Raw genomic sequence first — 18638 nt, forward strand, 5'->3', positions numbered from 1 at the left:
CGGGTTGTACTGGACAGCGCGGATGCCGGCGTGACTGAAGGCCAGCTTGAGGTAGCGGTTGCCGGCCTTGGAGCCCGAGCGATGGCGGGTGCGGCCGGCCGAGTTGTCCGCGCCGGGCAGCAGGCGGCAGTAGGAGAAGAACTGCCGGGCCGAGGGGAAGCGAGTGATGCCGTCGATCTCGGTGTAGAGGGTGAACGCGTTCACCTTGCCCAGGCCTGGGATCCACAGCAGCCGCTGGACGTCGGCGTTGGGGATGAGGTACGGGTAGAGGGCGCGCTCGAGCGTGGCGATCTGCTCGGTGAGCAACTTGATCTGGGCTTCATGACAGGCGGCCTGCAATTGGTAGAGCTCATCCAGCTCGGCAACGGTCTGGGCGTTGAACTTCTCCAGCAGGCGGTCGATGCTGTTCTGGGCGCTGACGCATTTCTCGACCAGGCGCAGCCGGCTGCGCATGAGATCGCGCGGACCCCGCTGGGCGGGCGCGATCATGTGGGCCATCGGGATCAGGTCAGCGCGGAGCAGCAGCGCCAGGGTGTCGGAGTCGACCTGGTCGGTCTTCACCTTGGCCGCGGCGATCGCCTTCAGGCGAGTCGCGTGGGCCAGGACCAGCTCCACGCCCAGGCCAGCCAGCGTGTCGGCCAGCCAGTACCAGCCGCCGGTGGATTCGACGACGGCCCGGTGAGGCCCGGGGAATTCGGCGAAGTACCGCGCCACCTCGAGTGGCGTGCTCGCCACTCGGCTCTGTTTGACGCGCGGGCCTTCGGGCCCATAGGTTGTGATCACGCAGAACTGCTTGTGTTGGTCGATGCCGGAGTGCCACATCGGAGTGCCCTCCTGGGGTGACGGTTCGCGATCTCGGTCGATCTCCGAAACGGTACCCCTTGAGGGCACTTCTTGGAAACATCAAGCGCGTTAAGTTGACGAGCCGCGGCGCGCCGCACATCGTACGGGCGGCCGCAGCGACGGTGGCCGCCGCGGCTCGCAACTTACGCGCTGTCCGTTAGGCGCCATTCGGAGGCTATGATGTTCCGGCTGCGTTTCCCCGAAGGAGAGATCGAGCACTGGGCCGCCCGGTACCAGTACGCCGGCGAGCGGGAGCTGATCGCTGGCCCGGTCGCGGCGGCGCGCCAGCGCGGCTATCTACGAATGCCAGAGTTCCTTGAGATAGCGCGCTGGAAGACTCCGCGCAGCCGCAGCCGCTGCGCGAAGAACGATCCTAGCTTCGTGGAAGAGGTGACGCGCCTCGCGCTGCAGCCGAATACGTCACCTCGCCTTCGTATCGAGTCTCTCACGCTCTTGTCGGGGGTCGAATGGCCCACGGCCTCCGTGATTCTACACTTCTGCCATCGGGAGCCTTACCCGATTGTCGACTTCCGCGCACTCTGGTCTCTCAGTTGCGCTGTCCCTGCCCGCTACGACTACCCCTTCTGGGTCGCCTACACGGAGTTTGCCCGCGGTCTGTGCAGGCGTGTTGACCTCGACAGCCGCACGCTCGACCGTGCTCTCTGGCAATACTCCAAGGAGCGCCAGAATGGCGCCTAACAAGCGCATGAAGATCCCAAGCCGGCTGGCCGCTCAGGCTAACGCACGGTGTTCACCACCCAGACCGCATCGAGCTGGCGCCCCGACCAGAATGCTTGCAAACTCTACGGAGAGCTAGATTAGATACAAGGCTGCTTCCACACCAACCTCGCGCAACTTCCTCCATGGTGAATGGATCGTGCCTCTATGCGGTGCGGGCAGCCGACTCGAGCGGTTTCACAGTCGCTGGGGCAAGACACTGCTTTGATCCAGGTCACCCCACTAGCCACTCCGGAGGGGAGTCATGATCGCGCTCCTGATCGCCGCGTTACAGCAGTCCGCACCGCTACCGCCCGCCGCGGCGGACACGTCGCCTTTTCGGCGGCTGGAACTCCCGGCCCCGAGCCTCACCCGCGGGGCCTCGGGGATGCCGGGGCCGCGATACTGGCAGCAGCGTGCCGACTACACGATCCGCGTGTCGCTCGATACCGCAACACACTTGCTCTCGGGCTCGGCCACGATCCGGTACGCGAACCACTCCCCGGACACGCTGCGGTACCTCTGGTTCCACCTCGAACAGAACCTGTTCCGCCCGGACAGCCGCGGCGCGGCGCTGAACGCGGCACCCAACAGCGCCGGCATGCGGTTCGCGGGCACCTGGTTCCAGGGCCGCGGGATGACCGTCACGACCGCCGCGGCCGTCCGGCGCGCGCGCGGAGGCACCGTGACGCGGTCGCCGCTCACCGCGCGCGTCAACGGCACCGCGCTCCGCGTTGACCTCGACCAGCCGCTCGCTCCGGCGGGGACCGTCACGCTCGACCTGGCCTTCGAGTACCAGGCGCCCGAGAAAGGGACGTTCCGGACGGTGCAGGCCCCGCTGGGCGAGGGCCGCGTCTATGAGATCGCGCAGTGGTACCCGCGGGTGGCCGTCTACGACGACGTGCGCGGGTGGAACACGGAGCAGTACCTCGGCAACGGCGAGTTCTACCTGGAGTACGGCGACTTCGACGTGTTCATCACCGTGCCGCGGAGCTTCATCGTGGCGGCGACCGGAAGCCTCGCGAACGAGGCCGAGGTCCTGACGCCAGCGCAGCGCGCCCGCCTAGCCCTGGCCCGGCGATCCGATTCGACCGTTGCCATCATCGCGAAGGCGGAGGTAGGACACCCGGCGTCACGGCCGGCCGGTGACGGACCCACCCTCACCTGGCACTTCCGCGCAACGAACGTCCGGGACTTCGCGTGGGCCGCCGCGCCCCACTTTCGGTGGGATGCCGTCGGGTGGGAGGGGATCCTGGCGCAGGCCTTCTACCCGGCCACGGCGCCCCCGAGCTGGACGTGGAGAGGGTGGCCGCCCGACTCCACCTGGGCGCATTCGGCCGAGCTGGTGCGGTTCGCCATCCGGCACTACTCCGAGAAGTGGTTCCGCTATCCCTACCCCACCGCGACCAACGTGCACGGCCCCACCGGCTCGATGGAATACCCCATGCTGTGCTTCTGCGGCACGGGGGCCAGCGTGCGGGACCTCACGGCCGTGACGCTGCACGAGATGGCGCACCAGTGGTTCCCGATGATCGTGGGCTCCAACGAGACCGCCCACGCCTGGATGGACGAGGGGTTCGCCGATTTCCTCAAGGTCTACGGCTGGCGGACCTCGTATCCCAACGAGCCGTTCGCGGCGAGAGGCCAGGCGGTGGATCACTGGACCCGCATGGCCAGCAGCTGGGCGCTGGCGGACTCGTGGACCGCCGCGGCGACCCGCGGACGCGACGAGCCGCCGATGATCCATCCGGATCGGGCGCGATCCGGCTGGTCGCAGTACACCAAGCCGCAGGCGGCACTGTACCTCCTGCGGCATCACGTGCTGGACGACACCACCCGGTTCGACGTCGCGTTCCGCGAGTACATCCGCCGCTGGGCCTTCAGGCACCCCACGCCGGCGGACTTCTTCCGCACGATGGAGGACGCGCTCGGCGAGGACCTGTCGTGGTTCTGGCGCGGCGTCTTCTACCGGACGGACATCGTGGACCTGGCGGTGGACTCGGTCGTCGCTCGCCCGGACACGACGGGACGCCGGATCACGAGGATTCACCTGGCGAGCCGCGGAGGGCTCCCCATGCCGGTCGTGCTCCGGCTCACGTTCGCCGACAGTACCGCGCAGCTGGTTCGACTACCCGTGGAGATCTGGTATCGCGGAGACCGATACGTCTACGCCAGGGAGTTTCCGGTCGAGGTCAGCCGCGTCCAGATCGATCCAGAGGAGGTTCTGCCCGACGTGCGGCGGGAGAACAACGTGTGGCCGAGCACGCCGTAGCCACACGGGGCACGTCTCCGGTGACCGCGGTGGCCGCGCCACGCTGGTAATCGCCCTCGTCTGGCTTCTCATTGCCCCTAGCATGAACACCTCTGCTGATGCGGGGTTCGGCGGACCTGTCGTCAACCTCGACCCTATCCGGTCGCACGACGACGAGGGCGCGGCCCGACCGCTTCACTCAATCCACGCGGCCTAACTGGCCGTTGGACTTGTCGGCGGGCCGCCGGAAGGACTCCTGCGCGCTCGCCATCCGGTGGCAGGGCGACCTCGGCGCGTGTAGAATGGCCTCGGTGGCAGTGCCCGTTCGGTGCGGCTGCGAGCTCCGTGGTCCGGCGGCCCGCCGCAAGTCAACGGCATCGTGTTATGCCGCACCCCTCAGCACACGTTTGAGCCCTCCCCTTGCGCTGTGTATATACGCTAGTATATTCGTCCGGTGGAGTTCGCGTGGGATCCCCCCAAGAGCGAGGCGAACCTCGAGGCACGGGGGTTCGATTTCGCGTTCGCCACCCTCATCTTCGAGGGGCCCACGCTGGAGCGTGAGGACCGGCGCCAGGCCTATGGGGAGCGGCGCATCGTGGCGGTCGGCCTGGCGCAGGGCATCCCCCTCACGGTGGTCTACACCGATCGCCGGTCCGGGGACCGCGTGGAGCGTCGGATCATCTCAGCCCGGAGGAGCAATGGCCGTGAGCGGGAAGCGTACGAAAAGGCGCTCGGCCTCCGCTGAGCAGCCGCTGCGCGGTCGCGCCGACCTGAGACGGCTCCGGCGCGTGTCGGAGCGTGCCATCGAGGCATCCTCGCCGCCGGAACTCGCCGATTTGCCGGCGGACTTCTGGACGGACGCGCAGCTCGTCTGGCCGGTGGCAAAGCAGGCCATCTCGCTGCGGATGGACCGCGACGTATTGGAGTGGTTTCGCACCCAGGGCCCGCGCTACCAGTCGCGCATCAACGCGGTCCTTCGCGCGTACATGACGCACGCGCGCCGCCGCCGCGCTCGGTCGGGTGCGGCATAACACCATTATGCACTATCCGTTCAGTCAGAGAGCTGAGATATGGCGGAATACGGTGAATGGAATCGCAAAGGGGCAAGCCTTAGCGATGTAACGGCCAAGAAGGAATATGGAGTGAGCCAGGCCTTTATTGTGAAGGGCATCCGAGCTGGCAAGCTTGAATACCGAGACGGAGCGATATGGGGCAATCCATATCTTCGGGTCTTGAGGAGTCAACTCGAGCAATACATCGCTGAAGAGCTTGGCGCGGATTGTTTGTCGACCGGAAAGAACCAGACAGAGTTGCGCAAGATCAAGAAGGAAATGGCCGACCTGAAAAAGAGACTGGACGAGCTTCAGACTCGGAGGACAGAAATCGAGAAGGCCATAAGGAAGTCGCCGACCGAACCAGCGGGTGCAGCCGACAGCGCCAAAGCGCGCCGCGCCTGACCCGGAGCGTTAGGCCGCACCGGTGGACCGAAGCGACCCTCAAAACGCTGACACCTGACTATTCCCGACGGACTCCTAGCGGCGCGCGCAGGGCCTGAGCAGCGAGACCGCCTCCTTCTCGGTCCAGCCGAAGCGCGGCAGCTGCTCCACCAGCTCCGCGGCCCTGCGGCAGTGCTCTCCACCCCAGCGCGCGTACACCCGCGCCCCACCGTGATAGCCAAGATCCCACGACGGTCGTAACTCGACCGCGGCATCGAGCACCGGCGCCGCGACCTCGGGAGGAGCCTCGAACGCCAGCTTCCTCACCGCGTTCTCCAGCGAACCGGGGAACGGCGTGGCGATGGTCGGGTTGAGGCCGCGCAACGCCCGCAGCGCCTCGGCTGCGGCGCGCCGGTAGTCACCCTCGCCCGCGGCAGTCTCGGCCAGAATGCTCGTGGCGTACACCGAGTCGCCGCCGGCGGCACGGGAGCGCTCGAGGTAGGTTCGCGCCCCGGTGAGGTCTCGGCCGGCCGCCGTCGCGATGCCTGCGACCAGGAGGAGCCGCGCGTCGTTCGGGCGCTCGCGCAGAGCCGGCAGCACGTAGGTCAGCGCGTCCCGGAACTGGTCCCGCCCGAAGAGCACGCGCCCCACCGCGCCGCGCCGCTCAGCGTCCCTGGGTGCGAGGCGGAGCGCCTCCTCGGCGTAGCTGAGCGCGAACCGGTTCCCCGCCGGGAGGGCGCGGCCGTACGCCGCCTGCCATTCGCCCGGCGAGAGCCGCCAATCGGCGAGGTGGGGCAACGAGTCACCCGCCGCGGCCCTGATTCCCAGCAGGGAATCGAACGTGACCCCGACGCTCGTGGTGCCGAGGAGACCGCGCGCGGCGACAAACTCCAGCGACGGCCGGTTGTCGCTGTGCTGGAAGCGCGCCGCGCCGGCCAGGAGCGCGGTGCCGCGCTCACCCAGGAGGAACCGGCCGAGGAGCTGCGACGGCCGGTCGATCTCCAGCCAGTCGCGGAAACTGCGCGCGAGCGGCGTGCCCGGCGCCATCAGCGCGGCGACCCTCGCCTCGCTCCACCTGATGGGCCGGCGCGAGGCGAGCAGGACGAGGTCGCTGGGGTTGGAGTACCAGACCTCGACGTGCGGGAAGACCGCGCGCAGGTTGGCGACCACGACGCTGATGACGCCTTGCGGCACCCGATACGTCTGCACCCACTGCGAGAAGACACCATCATCGGCGAGGTGCGCGTTCACGACCCGGAAGAAGTCGCGCGTGAAGAGCGCGGCGACGCCCGCGATCCACGGGTTGCTCGGTTCGGCGACGATGACGTCGTACGGCTCGCGCGCGAGTTGGAGCGTGCTGCGCGCGTCGTCCTCGATGACGTTCACGCGGGGATCGTGGAGAACGTCGCGGTTGATCAGGTCGAATTGCGGCGCCGCGTCCAGGACCGCGCGCTCGATCTCCACCAGGTCGATGCTCTCCACGCCCGGCACGTCGGCAACGGTGCGCAGGGTGGCGCCGCTGCCGAAGCCGAGGACGAAGACGCGCCGGGGCGCCGGATGCGCGATCGCCGGCAGGAGCCCCACCATGACCTGGGTGTTCATGTCGGCGACGCTCGACGCGTCCGCCTTGCCGTTGCTCTTGAGCCAGGTCGCGCCGCCGTTGCGCCAGACCGATATCGCGGCGTTCCACCCCTCGTCGAACACCAGCTGCTCCGCGCCCAGGCCGCGGAGGAAGTTGTGCAGCTCGCGGCGTCCCATCGCCTCCTTGCCGTAGATCGCGGGGCCGCGATCGAGCAGCCGGCGCGACCAGCTCGGCGTCGCCAGCGCTATCACCAGAGCGAGCGCACCCATCACCAGCGGGAGGCGCTCCATCGGCAGCGGCATGCCGCCGGTCGCGCGCTCGCGGTAGAGCCACCACGCCATCACCGCCGCCGCGCCCACGTTCACCGCGACTCCGATCTCCAGCGTCCGTTCGCTCCCGATCAGATGAACGAGCACGAACCCGGTGACCACCGCCCCGACGATGCTGCCGAGGGTGTTGGCGAGGTACGCGCGGCCCGACTCGCGCCCCGTCGTGCCGGTGCGTTCCGCCGCCAGCTCGGCGAGGATGGGGAAACTGAGGCCCATGCCGACCGCCGGCGGTACCACGACGGCCGCGATCGCGAGCCCGTGCAGGACCAGCAGCTCCGTGGGTGAGAGGAACGTCACCTGGAGCGTGCCGACGATGTAGACGGGCAAGGCGCGGAAGAACGGGAACAGCAGCGCCGCCAGCACCGCGATCGCGCTCTGGATCAACGCCGACCGGATCAGGAGGTCCCGCGGCGGGCGGCCACGACCGATCGCCACCAGACTGCCCAGGCCGATGCCCAGGAGGAAGCAGGCGAGGATCGTGGTGAACGCGTAGGTCGAGCTTCCGACCACCAGCACCAGCACGCGGGTCCACGCGATCTCGTAGAGGAGCGACGCGAACGCCGTGATGGCGATCAGCCAGATCGCCAACCGCCGCGTTGCCGCATCCGCACCCCACGGCGCGCTCGGCGGCGCGTCGGCGGGTTCGGCGGTGCCGTCGTCGTCCGGCGCGCCGGCCGCCGCCGGGGCGCCGCGGGTGAGCGCCATGACCGCCGCCCCCAGGGCCAGGTTCACCAGCCCGGTCGCGAAGAGCGACTGCCGCAACCCGACGTACTCGATGAGGAAGTAGCCGGCGAGCATGCAGCCGGCGACGCCGCCCACCGTGTTGAGCCCGTAGAACAGCCCCAGCTCGCGCCGGAGATGCTCGGTGCGCGCGCCGGCGAAGGCGCGCGTCAGGATGGGCAGCGTGCCGCCCATGAAGAACGTCGGTATCAGCATGACCACGAACGCGAAGGCGAACTTGATGGCGGTGGCGGTCCACAGCCCGGGCTCAAGCGCGCGCGCGAGTTCCAGGTAGGCAGCACCCACTCCGCGGAAAACGAACGGCGACGCGATGCCGAAGGCGCCGATCGCCAGCTCGAGGATGCCGTACAGTCGGGCGGGGTTGGGGTGGCGGTCCGCGCGCCGACCCATGACGTACGCGCCCAGGCCGAGGCCGCCCATGTAGGCGGCCACGACGGTGGTGACGGAATGGATGGTGGAGCCGAAGAACTGGTAGAGCTCGCGGACCCAGATCAGCTCATAGACGAGTCCGGCCGCTCCCGAAACGAAGAACAGCGAGCCGAACAGCGCCCGCCGCGCGCCGCGCGCGGCAGACGTCAAAACGCGGCCAGCTCGCGGATCGCGGCTGCGACGTCGCTCGACTGCGGGAGGATGTGGTCTTCGAGCTGCGGGGCGTAAGCGACGAATGTGTCGAGCGACGCCACGCGCCTGATCGGCGCGTCGAGCCAGGCGAAGTGCTCGTCGGCGATGCGGGCCGCTATCTCCGCCCCGTAGCCCCACGATAGCGCGTCCTCGGTGGCGACGATGACCTTGCTGGTCTTCCGCACCGACCGGCCGATCGTCTCCCAGTCCACCGGCGAGAGCGAGCGCAGGTCGATCACCTCGGTGCTGGTCCCGGACGCCTCCTCGACTTCCTTCGCGGCGACCAGCGCGCGCTGCACCACCGCGCCGTAGGTGACGACCGTGAGGTCCGTCCCCTCGCGTACGACCTTCGCCTTGCCGAACGGGATCATGAAATTCGGACCCGGATAAGGCGCCTTGTTGTACGTCTGCCGATAGAGGTGCTTGTGCTCGAGGAAGATGACCGGGTCCTCGCAACGGATCGCGGTGCGAAGCAGCCCGTTCGCGTCGAGCGCCGTGGCCGGGCAGATCACCCGCAACCCCGGGATGTGCGTGAAGAGCGACGCGCCGGTCTGGGAGTGATAGGGGGCACCGCCCTTCAGGTAGCCGCCGTAGGTCACGCGCACCACGACCGGGGCGCTGAAGGCGTTGTTGGAGCGCCAGCGCAGGTTGGCCAGCTCGTTCTTGATCTGCATGTACGCGGGCCAGATGTAGTCGAAGAACTGGATCTCTACCACCGGCTTCATCCCGCGCGTCGCCAGTCCGATGGCCCGTCCGGCGATGTTGGCCTCGGCGAGCGGCGAGTTGTAGACCCGGTCGCCGCCGAAGAGCTTCTGGAGCCCCCACGTCACCTTGAAGACTCCGCCCTTGCCCTTGACCTTGCCGAGGTGTTCGCTGCGCGAGACGTCCGCCACGTCCTCACCGAAGAGGACGATGCGCGGGTCGCGCGTCATCTCGTCCCGCATGCAGGAGTTGAGCAGGTCCACCATCGTCGTCGGATCACCGGTGAACTGCGGATCGTCCTCGGTGTCGAACTGCTCCGACGTCGGGTCCACGTCCGGCGAGTAGACGTAGCGCAGCGTGGTCCCGGTCGCGGGCTGCGGGGACGCGAGCGCCGACTCCGTCGCCGCTTCAAGTGCCGCCGCTACCTCCGCCTCGATCGCGGCGATCTCTTCTGCCGTGGCCGTTCCGTCGGCGATCAAACGCTTCGGGAAATGCGCTACCGGGTCGCGCGCGGCATCCGCCTCGCGCTCCGACGGCGGGCGGTACGCCACCTCGTCGTCGGAAAGCGAGTGCGAGTAGGGGCGGATCACCTTGGCGTGCACCAGCGCCGGGCCTTTGCGCGCGCGGCAATATGCGACCGCGCGGCTCACGGACTCGTAAGACGCGATCGGGTCGCAGCCGTCCACTTGCTCGATGTGGAGGTCGGGGAAGCCCGACACGAGCTTCGAGATGGAGCCGCCGGCCGTTTGCACTTCGACCGGTACGGAGATCGCGTAGCCGTTGTCCTCGATCATGAAGAGGACGGGGAGCTTCAGGTTGCACGCGCTGTTGAGGGCTTCCCAGAACTCACCCTCACTGGTCGTCCCGTCCCCGATCGAGCAGTAGACGACCTCGTCGCCGGGCGATCTGGCCTCGCGCTCGGGTATCTCCTTGATCCGGTCGTACTTGAGCCACGCCTCCGCGCAGCCCACCGCCTGCAGGCACTGGGTGCCCGTCGGGCTGGACTGGCTGACGATGTTGAGGTCCTTGTGGCCCCAGTGGGAGGGCATCTGCCGGCCGCCCGAGTTGGGGTCGGCCTCGGCGCCCACTGCTTCCAGAAGCATCTCGGTGGGCGTCATGCCGAGGGTGAGGCATAGCGCCCGGTCTCGATAGTAGGGATAGAACCAATCGTAACCGGCGCGCAGAACCATGCCCGCCGCGACCAGCACGGCCTCGTGGCCGGCGCCGGAGATCTGGAAGAAGATCTTGTTCTGCCGCTTGAGCTGTATCTCCTTGTCGTCCAAGCGCCTGGACAAGAGCATCAGGCGGTATATCTCGAGCAAGTCGCGCTTGCCGAGCCGCCGGGGGGCGGCATCCGTCTTGGAGCGGGTGGCCATGGAGGCTCCAAGATACCCGCTGCCGGCCTCCCACTCAACGCCGCCCAAGCGTTACTCCCCCTATGCGTCACGGTCGTTGGTAGACCACCCGGCCCCCAACGACCGTTGCCCGGACCTGGGCCTGGTCGATCGTTTCCGGCGCGATCCTGAACAAATCGCGGTCCAGGAGCGCCAGATCGGCCAGCATCCCCGGCCGGAGCGCCCCCACGCGGTCGTCCTGGAAGCCGGCGCGCGCGACGCCCACCGTGTACGCCCGGAGCGCCTCGTCCAGCGCGATCTTCTGCTCGGGGATCCATCCATTCGGATTGCGGTCGTCGAGGGTCCGCCTCGTCACTGCGGCGTAGAGCCCCTTGATCGGGTCCAACGGCGCCACCGTCCAGTCGCTCCCAAAGGCAAGGTGCGCGCCCGTCTCGAGGAGGGTGAGCATCGCGTACGTCCCCGCAAGCCGCGCGGGGTCGAGGCGCTTCCACGCCCAACGGCCATCGTCGATGATGTGGTATGGCTGCATGGACGGGATCACGCCCAGCTGGCCGAAGCGCGGGATGTCCTGCCGGCGCAGGTGCTGGCTGTGCTCGTCGCGGAAACGACGGTCGCGCGCACCGTTCCTTTGGATCGCGTCGGCGTAGAACTGGAGCAGCATCGCGTTGGCGCGGTCACCGATGGCGTGGACGGCGAGGTGCAGTCCGGCGCTGTCGGCGCTGCTGATGGCTTGCCGCATCTCCGCCGAGTCCACCACGAGCAGCCCGCGGCTGGTGGGCGCGTCGAGGTAGGGCTCGTAGAGGGCGGCCGTCGTCGAGCCCAGCGAACCGTCCATGAAGCCCTTGAGCCCACCCCAGCGCAGCCACTCGTCACCGCGACCCAGCGCGCGCACCGTGTCCGCCAGCATGCGCCAGGTTGCGATGGGGACGAACGCGTAAACGCGCGTCGTGAGGGCGTTCCGTGCGCGGGCGCTTCTGAAGGCGTTGAAGTCGCCCCAGCTCCCCATCACATGGACGTTCGTCACCCCGTGTTCGGCCCCGTGCCGCATCGCCAGCGCGAGGGCTGTGTCCATCTCCTCGGCGCTGGGGTCGGGGATGGCGTGACCGATCAAGCCTTGGGCGTTGTCCTTGAAGACGCCAGCCGGTTCTCCCGTCCTCGGGTCGCGGACGATCTGGCCCCCCGAGACATCGCGCGTCGCGCGGGTGACCCCCGCGAGCCGCATCGCCGCGGAGTTGGCGAGCGCCATGTGTCCGTCGAGACGATTGACGAAGACGGGATTGTCGGGCGTGACGGAGTCTATCCACTCGCGGCGCGGCAGCGGCGAGCCGGCCCAGCGCTCATGGTCCCAGTCGCCGCCCAGGACCCAGCGGCCCGGAGGTTGCCGCCGCGCGAAGGCAGCGATGCGGCGGATGAACTCCCGCGGCGTGTCCGCGTCCCGGAGGTCCACCGACGCCAGTTGGAAGCCACCGCTGATGAAATGGGTGTGCGAGTCGCCGAAGCCGGGCGTGACGAGCGCCTGGCCGTTGTCGATCACCCGCGTGTCCCGGCCGACCATCCGGGCGATCTCACCGCGGTCTCCGACCGCGGCGACCTCCACGCCGCGGACCGCGACACCTTCGGCCCAGGGCCGGGCGCTGTCGCCCGTCCAGATCCGGCCGTAGACGACCAGATCGGCCCGGGTCCGGGTGCAGGCGGGCGCGGCGAGTACCACGGCCAGGAGTGCGGAACCAACGATACGCCTCACGCGCGTCTCGCTCCTATAAGTATTGTCTCGCGCCGTCCGGCGCCCGGCACTAACTTCCACGGCGACCCGACACCGGGATGGATGAACGTGGACGAGGCAGCCAAGAAGACGGTACTGCGCCATTTTCCCTACGGCCTCTACGGCGTCACCGTCATGTCGGAAGGCGACGACCACGCCATGACGGCCAACTGGGTGACCCAAGCCGCGTTCGAGCCGCCGATGGTGGTCGTCGCGATCGAGAACGACGCCAAGAGCCTGCCGATGATCCGCGATGCGCGGGCCTTCGCCGTCAACGTGCTCGCCGCGGGCCAGCGCGACCTCGCCGCGCAACTCGGCCGCTCGTCCCGCAAGGTACCCTACAAGCTCACCGGCGTCCCCACCAGGCCGGGACCCGTCACCAAGGCCCCGATCCTCACCGAAGCCCTCGGCTGGATCGAGTGCCGGGTGGTCGCGACGATGCCGGCCGGCGACCACACGCTCGTGCTCGGCGAAGTCGTCGAAGCCGGGGTAGAACACGAGGGCGAGCCGCTCACCCTCGGCGCGACGGGAATGAAATACGCCGGCTAGTCGCTCGGCGGCAAGACCGGCGTCGGCGCTGGTGCTCGCGCTGGCCATCACCGGGGCCCCGGCCGCCCGCGGCCAGACGCGCGACACGCTCATGTACGCCGTCGCGGTCGTCACCAGTCGTCCAGCGCACCTCTCGGTGGAGGCGCGCCTAACGCTCACGGACCGGGGCAGCGTGATGCTCGCCGCGCCGCCCTCCGCGCGACCCGCCGGGATCACGGTCGAAGGCCTGGCGGCGACGGATGACCGCGGCGCGCCGCTCACGGTGCGGCACGGCGGCAACGCCTACACCATCGAGCGGCCACGCCCGGGCCCTATCCGCTTCCGCTACCGCCTCGCCTTCCGGGACTCGGTGGCCGGCGGATCGACCGGCGCGGGACTCAACTCCCTGCGGCTCTACGCGGTAACCCGCAGCCTCTTTGTGGCGCCCGACCCGATGGCATACCGCAAGACTTCGCGCCCGTACCCGACCCTCCGCGTGGGTTTCGTCGTGCCCGCCGGATGGCGCGCGGTGGCCGGCTGGCCCTCGGAGGGAGACGAGTTCCATCCAGCCGACGGCCGCGACCTCCTGGGCGCCACGGTGGCGGCGGCGCCCGACTTCCGCATCTACCGCGATTCGGTCGCCGGCCTGCCCTGGGTGCTCGCGATCCGCGGCCGGCGCTACTTCAGCGACTCGACGCTCGAGGCCGTCATTACGGCGAGCCTCGGCAAGGCCACCGAGGCGTTCGGGCCGATCCCGGTCGAGCGCGTCACCTACACCAGCGACCTCGGCCGGAAGGGGCGGGTGAGCGGCAGCCTCCAGGGGCTGGCGAGCATCGGCCTCATCTGGGAGCCGAGCGAGACGCTGGAGCGCGCGCGCAGCCACGACACTTTCCACGAGACGCTGCACCTATGGTTCGGCGGGGCGCTGGAGGCCGAGCGCTGGTGGACCGAGGGCGTGACCGACTACTTCGCCGCGAGGCTCTACGCGGAGTGGAAGGGGCAGCCGGAGGAACTCGCGGCGCTCTGCTACGGGTCGTTCCGGAACTACCTGCGGATCGAGCACAACACCCGAATGACGATGGCCGAGGAGAACCGGCGCAACGTCGGCGGGGACAACACCGAGTTACTGGTCTACCGGAAGGGCATGCTGGCCGGGCTGATCCTCGACGCCGCGATCCGCCGGGCTACCGGAGGACGCCAGGCACTGGATGACGCCGCCCGGCGTCTCCTCGCCGAGTCCCGCGCGCGACGCTCGCACCGGCTGCGCGAATCCGAGATCCGCGACGTTGTGGTCGAGTTGGGCGGAGAGGACGCCACCCGGGCTTGGCGACGCGTTGTAGAAGGCTCGGCGTTGCTGACGGAAGCCGAGGTGACCCAGGCCCTCCGCGATGTTACCGGCCGGCCCATCGAGCCGCCGCAGGAGCAACCCAAGCGGCGCAAGACGTTCGGCCCCTCGCCCCAATAATGGAGCCAACATGACGCTCAAAGGCACGACGGTGCTCGTCTTCGTGGGTCCGCGGTATGAGGACCTCGAGCTGTGGTATCCCAAGATCCGCCTCGAAGAAGAAGGCGCAAAGACGGTGGTCGCCGGCCTGGGCGAGAAGACGTACGAAGGGAAGAAGGGCTATCCGATAGCCGTGGACGCGAACGTGGACGACCTGTACCCGGAGAGCTACGACGGGCTGGTGATCCCGGGCGGCTACGCGCCGGACCACATGCGCCGCTCGGAGAAACTGCTCGCGATCACCCGCGCGATCCACGAAGCCGGCAAGCCGATCGCATTCATCTGCCACGCCGGCTGGGTGCCCATCTCGGCGGGGATCCTGAGGGGGAAGCGTTGCACTTCGGTGCGCGCGATCAAGGACGACATGGAGAACGCGGGCGCGATCTGGTCGGACGAGCCCGTCGTGGTGGACGGGAACCTGATCAGCTCGCGGACGCCGGCAGACCTGCCGGACTTTTGCCGGGCGCTGATCAAGGCGCTGAAGGAACGGCCGAAGACCTAGCGACGCTTGACGTCGGAGCCCGTGTGAAAACCCGCGGTCCTCTCATATATTGTGCGTCCCCCGGTTTGGCCAGCGCTCCCCCTGCTCGGAGCTCCGCTCGTGGCCTACCTCGCCGGCACCGTTGGCAGCCAGTTCGTCCTCTTGCCAGTACCGCTCCTGCATCGTGACGTAGTCGCGAAGATCGCTCTTCAGGGTCTGAATGACGCGGGCTGTGGTTGAGTCAGGCGGCGCGCACTGCACGGCGACCCCCGCGATGTCGACCCGGCGGGCGCGCCGACAACTTCAAACCCTAGTTACGCCACACACCGCAGACTTTCGGCTAAGCGCACTACCCCTACCAGTGGAGCAAGAAAACGGGCGCCATCGCTGCTAGTGCAGCGCCGACTTGCAGGGCTAGGATGGGCACAGCCTGTCTTGGTGACTGCGGCACCCACTTGATCGCGAAGTACAATACGATAGGTGCCTGGGCAGCCATGAGGAGCTGCCAGATGTGGGCAGCTGCACCCTCATCTGCCTGGGGCGCCGTACCGTGCAAGACGACGAAAATCAACACGGTGGCGAGGGCACCGAGGGACATTGCCACGGGAAGGAAGGCGCTCGGGTGTTTCAGCATGGTTAATGGATTCATTTCGCCACCCTATGGTTTCGCTGTTGGGGGACGGTACCCAATACTACGATAAAGAGCTTTGCGGCAAAGAGCAACCCGGGGAATCGGTCCCCCTTCTCTGGGCTAGCGCCGGTTCCTGAGTATGCGGGGTTCGGGAATTCCGCGATGTGCTGGTGTGTGTGGCCTAACGATCGGCGTTAAGCTGCGGCCCGGCGTCTTGGCCGCCGCTGCCGACCGGCCTGGCGTGATTGCGATTCCTCTACGGTAGGTTATTAGGCCGGGCGGCAGCAAGGCCTGCCGGGCCGGCAGCTTCAACGCCTAGTTGGGCGGCACACTTCGGTGCCGTCAGTCGTCTATGTCGCGGTCAGGTCGCCAACCTGTGATGTACTTCTGTGCGAGAGTCAGCACATCGGCTTGCGAGGCAATACCGCTGGACGCGAGCCTCTCGATACTTTCCGTGAGCACTGCCTCGCTGCCGAAGGCCGTTTCTAGCGCCTTCCACTGCAATCGCGGAGTTCTGCGAACAGCGCGGCTGTCTACGGACTGGCTTACAACGTCGCTCTTCGCGCCTTCGAGCAGGGCGAGTGTCAGCTCGGGACCATTCGGCACCTCGAAGGGCTCATCATCTGGAGCGAGCCACCGACGAAGCGCCAATAAGACTCCGAGCACGCCGTGCTCCCTAGCCAACTGGTCCGCCGGCGTGGTGCGTACACGACGGACCCAGTCCGCTTCGAGAGCAGTCGCAAAGGACTCCGTAACTAGCTTGTGGCCGCGATTCTCGCCGTAGCCGACCATCTCGATGAGCTCAAGCTGCGCGGAGATGGAGCGTAGCTGCGGCACTATCTCTCGAACTGCTCCTTCGACTGCGTGCTCATTCCCGAGTGATTTGAGCAAGCGATAGACGACTCGTGTCACGACCAAGGGACTGCTGAGCTCGAACATCCCGCGAGTGCGCTCGGGAAGGCTTGGAAGCAGGTTCAGAAGAGTAGTGGTTCCAGGAACGACCTGCTCCGGCTTGAAATCGTCCTCAAATGCCTCAAGCGAGCCAATGATGTCTTGCCATCTATCGGCGGGTAGTTGACGCAGCAACACGTCGAACGCGCTTGCGTTTGCCATGACACGAACGGCTCGCTCCGCATCAGCGAAGGCGATTAGGCTCTCACCGGCAACGCGTTCCAAGTAGAACAGCAGAATGTCTTCGTGAGCGACGCGCCGATCGCGTAGCCAACGCATCTGCCAGTCGGCACCATAGTTCATGTTGCCTATGTGTCGCTGTGCGGCTGGGAAAAGGCGCGCAATCATCGCTTTTGCGAGATCCGATCTATCGCCGGCCGCGGCAACCAGCGAGTCGACTTGGGCTTTGAGTGCAGGGTTCTCGTGACGACTGCCATGAGAACCAATCGTTGTGAGCCCTGGGACGCACTGGTGCAACAAGGAGAAGACATCAGGCAAGAAGACACGAATGGCTTCCAATCCGAGGATGTCTGCGGGAGCCATGCCTCCTTGAAGGTCCAACACCGTTCCGCGGACCGCTGCCGCATAGCGGCGTACGTCACGCATGTTTCGGATCAGCGGTCGCACTACCTCGACGTAGATGTCCGTCCACGCAGCCGTGTTGAAGGGCGGACCCGTTTCAACGCCTGCAAGTGCCCGGTCTAGCGCGGCAAAGACCTGTTTATTCAAGACTTCGGATGGCAGCGCCGGGAGGTCAACCGCGACCTGTAGGATCTTCTCAAGGTACTGGCGACCAGGAACTCCTGAGTCACCGAGGGCTTCTTCGACGCGCATTCGGTCGAAGGCAACGACATAGATGATCTGCGGGAAACTGGCGGTTAGCCGAACGAGCTTGAAGACATGCTGTATCTCAATGGTCGTAAGTCTATCGATATCGTCTAGAACGACCACTATTGGATTCGACAGCGCTCTAAGGGACGTCGCAAGACGCTCGCGTTTGGCGCTTATGCCTTCCTGTCGTCGTTTGAGCAAGTCGCCTAGTATCTTGGCCCCACCGCTGGCCCTCTGGATCCAGGGGCCTAGAACAGGTAACCAGCCGAGGCCAGCGAATGACTCGCCGTACTCCTTCAGCCGCTCGCCAACCTCGGAGTGCGTGGGATCCAGCCGGAGTTGTGCTGCCAGCTCCAGGAAGAAGGACTCTACGAGTTGCTCCGTGCCGCTAAACATCCACGGATTGAATCCCAGTATTGCGGCGCCTCTCTCCCGAAACCTCAGCAGTGCGAGGTTGACAAACGAGGTCTTTCCGCCACCCCAAGGGCCTAGAACGCCCACAACAATGCCCTGCGAAGCGTCGAGTGCCAGCACGTGATCTGCGAAGTTGCGGGCTAGTGGGCTCCGACCGATGGTATCCTGATCGGTGCTCACGATGGGATTGTCCGCTAGCACCGGGCCGGGCTCGCGGAACGGAGGCAGTGTGCCGCCGGGCTGCTTAGACCGGCGGCGGAAGGGGTTGCGCCAAAAGACCATAGGTGTGTGCTGCCCAACGAATAGCGTTAAGCTGCGGCGCGGCCGCCGACAGCCAGGGGAAGCACGCAGACGGCCGGCCGCGCCGTCAGCTTCAACGCGCAGTTAGCCAGCGCTCAATGTCAGATCAGGCGGCAAGGGCCGTGCGGCGTGGTGGATGCGCACCAGCTCAATGCCTTCGCCGCGCAGCCGATACACGACACGGTACGCGCCACGGACCAGCTCACGGATCGCCGAGTTGCCGAACTCTGGAACTACCCGGCCGGACTGTGGATACGACTCCAACTGATCAATGGCCGCAAGCAACCGGCCCACCAAAGCGCGGGCGGATGCCGGAGAATCACGGCTGATAAACTCATGAATCGCGTCGAGATCGCTGCTGGCCTGTACCGTCCATCGAATACGACTCACAGCTCGAAGCGCGCTTTGACTTGCTCGTGCGGGATGAGCTTGCCAGCGTCGGCCTCGGCGAGTCCGCGTTCGACCTTCGAGATAAAGAGCAACCGCTCCATGACGTCCTCAAACGTCGCTGAGTCAGGGAGCGCCTGGACAGCGTCCAGAGCCCGCTGCTTCACCGTCACATCGGCCATGCCGCCCACCTTCCTGGTGTCCATGCTCAATCTACAACGTGGCCTAGAGAGGGGCGAGCGCTGGCTAACTTGGTGTTTACTAGCAATTGG

At 67.2% G+C, this 18638-nt stretch carries 15 protein-coding genes; 8 read left to right on the forward strand and 7 right to left on the reverse strand.

Annotated elements, in window-relative coordinates; genetic code table 11:
- Positions 1-822: IS110 family transposase (locus tag Q8Q85_01120; protein ID MDP3772848.1), on the reverse strand; the 822-nt coding region annotated here is incomplete at its 3' end.
- Between the two features lie 201 nt (positions 823-1023).
- Between Q8Q85_01120 and Q8Q85_01125 the strand changes: the two genes are divergently transcribed.
- From Q8Q85_01125 to Q8Q85_01145, 5 genes are all read left to right on the forward strand, one after another.
- Entirely contained in the window at positions 1024-1542 is a 519-nt protein-coding gene (locus Q8Q85_01125; GenBank protein ID MDP3772849.1) for a hypothetical protein, read from the forward strand.
- 283 nt (positions 1543-1825) lie between these two features.
- Positions 1826-3832 (forward strand): M1 family metallopeptidase, encoded by a 2007-nt coding sequence (locus Q8Q85_01130; protein MDP3772850.1) that lies wholly within the window; start codon positions 1826-1828, stop codon positions 3830-3832.
- Between the two features lie 433 nt (positions 3833-4265).
- Positions 4266-4556 (forward strand): BrnT family toxin, encoded by a 291-nt coding sequence (locus tag Q8Q85_01135; GenBank protein MDP3772851.1) that lies wholly within the window; start codon positions 4266-4268, stop codon positions 4554-4556.
- Positions 4516-4842, forward strand: a complete 327-nt coding sequence (locus tag Q8Q85_01140) for a BrnA antitoxin family protein (protein MDP3772852.1) — start codon at positions 4516-4518, stop codon at positions 4840-4842. Before Q8Q85_01135 ends, Q8Q85_01140 begins: the two co-directional genes overlap by 41 nt.
- A 39-nt stretch (positions 4843-4881) precedes the next feature.
- The gene (locus tag Q8Q85_01145) at positions 4882-5268 is read left to right on the forward strand and encodes a hypothetical protein (protein ID MDP3772853.1); all 387 of its coding nucleotides are present in this window, start codon (positions 4882-4884) and stop codon (positions 5266-5268) included.
- 75 nt (positions 5269-5343) lie between these two features.
- Here the strand turns inward: Q8Q85_01145 and Q8Q85_01150 are convergent, their stop codons facing one another.
- From Q8Q85_01150 to Q8Q85_01160, 3 genes are all read right to left on the reverse strand, one after another.
- A complete protein-coding gene (locus Q8Q85_01150; protein MDP3772854.1) occupies positions 5344-8478 on the reverse strand; it encodes a fused MFS/spermidine synthase in 3135 nt (1044 codons plus the stop codon).
- On the reverse strand, positions 8475-10598 hold the full coding sequence (locus Q8Q85_01155) for a dehydrogenase E1 component subunit alpha/beta (GenBank protein ID MDP3772855.1): 2124 nt from the start codon (positions 10596-10598) through the stop codon (positions 8475-8477). The genes Q8Q85_01150 and Q8Q85_01155 overlap by 4 nt, the downstream gene beginning before the upstream one ends.
- 67 nt (positions 10599-10665) lie before the next feature.
- Positions 10666-12321, reverse strand: coding sequence for an amidohydrolase (locus tag Q8Q85_01160; GenBank protein ID MDP3772856.1), 1656 nt, complete (start codon positions 12319-12321; stop codon positions 10666-10668).
- 87 nt (positions 12322-12408) lie between these two features.
- On the opposite strand from Q8Q85_01160, the gene Q8Q85_01165 reads away from it, so the two are divergent.
- Genes Q8Q85_01165 through Q8Q85_01175 form a run of 3 tightly spaced genes read left to right on the forward strand, consistent with a single transcriptional unit; the run spans position 12409 to position 14873 of the window.
- Complete coding sequence (locus Q8Q85_01165; GenBank protein MDP3772857.1) at positions 12409-12888, forward strand: flavin reductase family protein; 480 nt, start codon at positions 12409-12411, stop codon at positions 12886-12888.
- Positions 12889-12919: 31 nt separating this feature from the next.
- Positions 12920-14332, forward strand: coding sequence for a hypothetical protein (locus Q8Q85_01170; protein ID MDP3772858.1), 1413 nt, complete (start codon positions 12920-12922; stop codon positions 14330-14332).
- A 10-nt stretch (positions 14333-14342) separates the two neighbouring features.
- Positions 14343-14873 carry a type 1 glutamine amidotransferase domain-containing protein gene (locus tag Q8Q85_01175; GenBank protein ID MDP3772859.1) on the forward strand — a complete coding sequence of 177 codons (531 nt, stop codon included), beginning with the start codon at positions 14343-14345 and terminating at the stop codon, positions 14871-14873.
- Between the two features lie 952 nt (positions 14874-15825).
- On the opposite strand, the gene Q8Q85_01180 is transcribed toward Q8Q85_01175, so the two are convergent.
- The 3 genes from Q8Q85_01180 to Q8Q85_01190 all read right to left on the reverse strand — a co-directional run bounded on the left by Q8Q85_01180 (position 15826) and on the right by Q8Q85_01190 (position 18572).
- Positions 15826-17859 (reverse strand): P-loop NTPase fold protein, encoded by a 2034-nt coding sequence (locus tag Q8Q85_01180; protein ID MDP3772860.1) that lies wholly within the window; start codon positions 17857-17859, stop codon positions 15826-15828.
- 204 nt (positions 17860-18063) lie between these two features.
- Positions 18064-18369, reverse strand: coding sequence for a type II toxin-antitoxin system RelE/ParE family toxin (locus tag Q8Q85_01185; GenBank protein ID MDP3772861.1), 306 nt, complete (start codon positions 18367-18369; stop codon positions 18064-18066).
- Entirely contained in the window at positions 18366-18572 is a 207-nt protein-coding gene (locus tag Q8Q85_01190; protein MDP3772862.1) for a hypothetical protein, read from the reverse strand. The genes Q8Q85_01185 and Q8Q85_01190 overlap by 4 nt, the downstream gene beginning before the upstream one ends.
- Positions 18573-18638: the final 66 nt, after the last annotated feature.

The organism is Gemmatimonadales bacterium (genome assembly GCA_030697825.1).
Classification (GTDB): domain Bacteria; phylum Gemmatimonadota; class Gemmatimonadetes; order Gemmatimonadales; family JACORV01; genus JACORV01.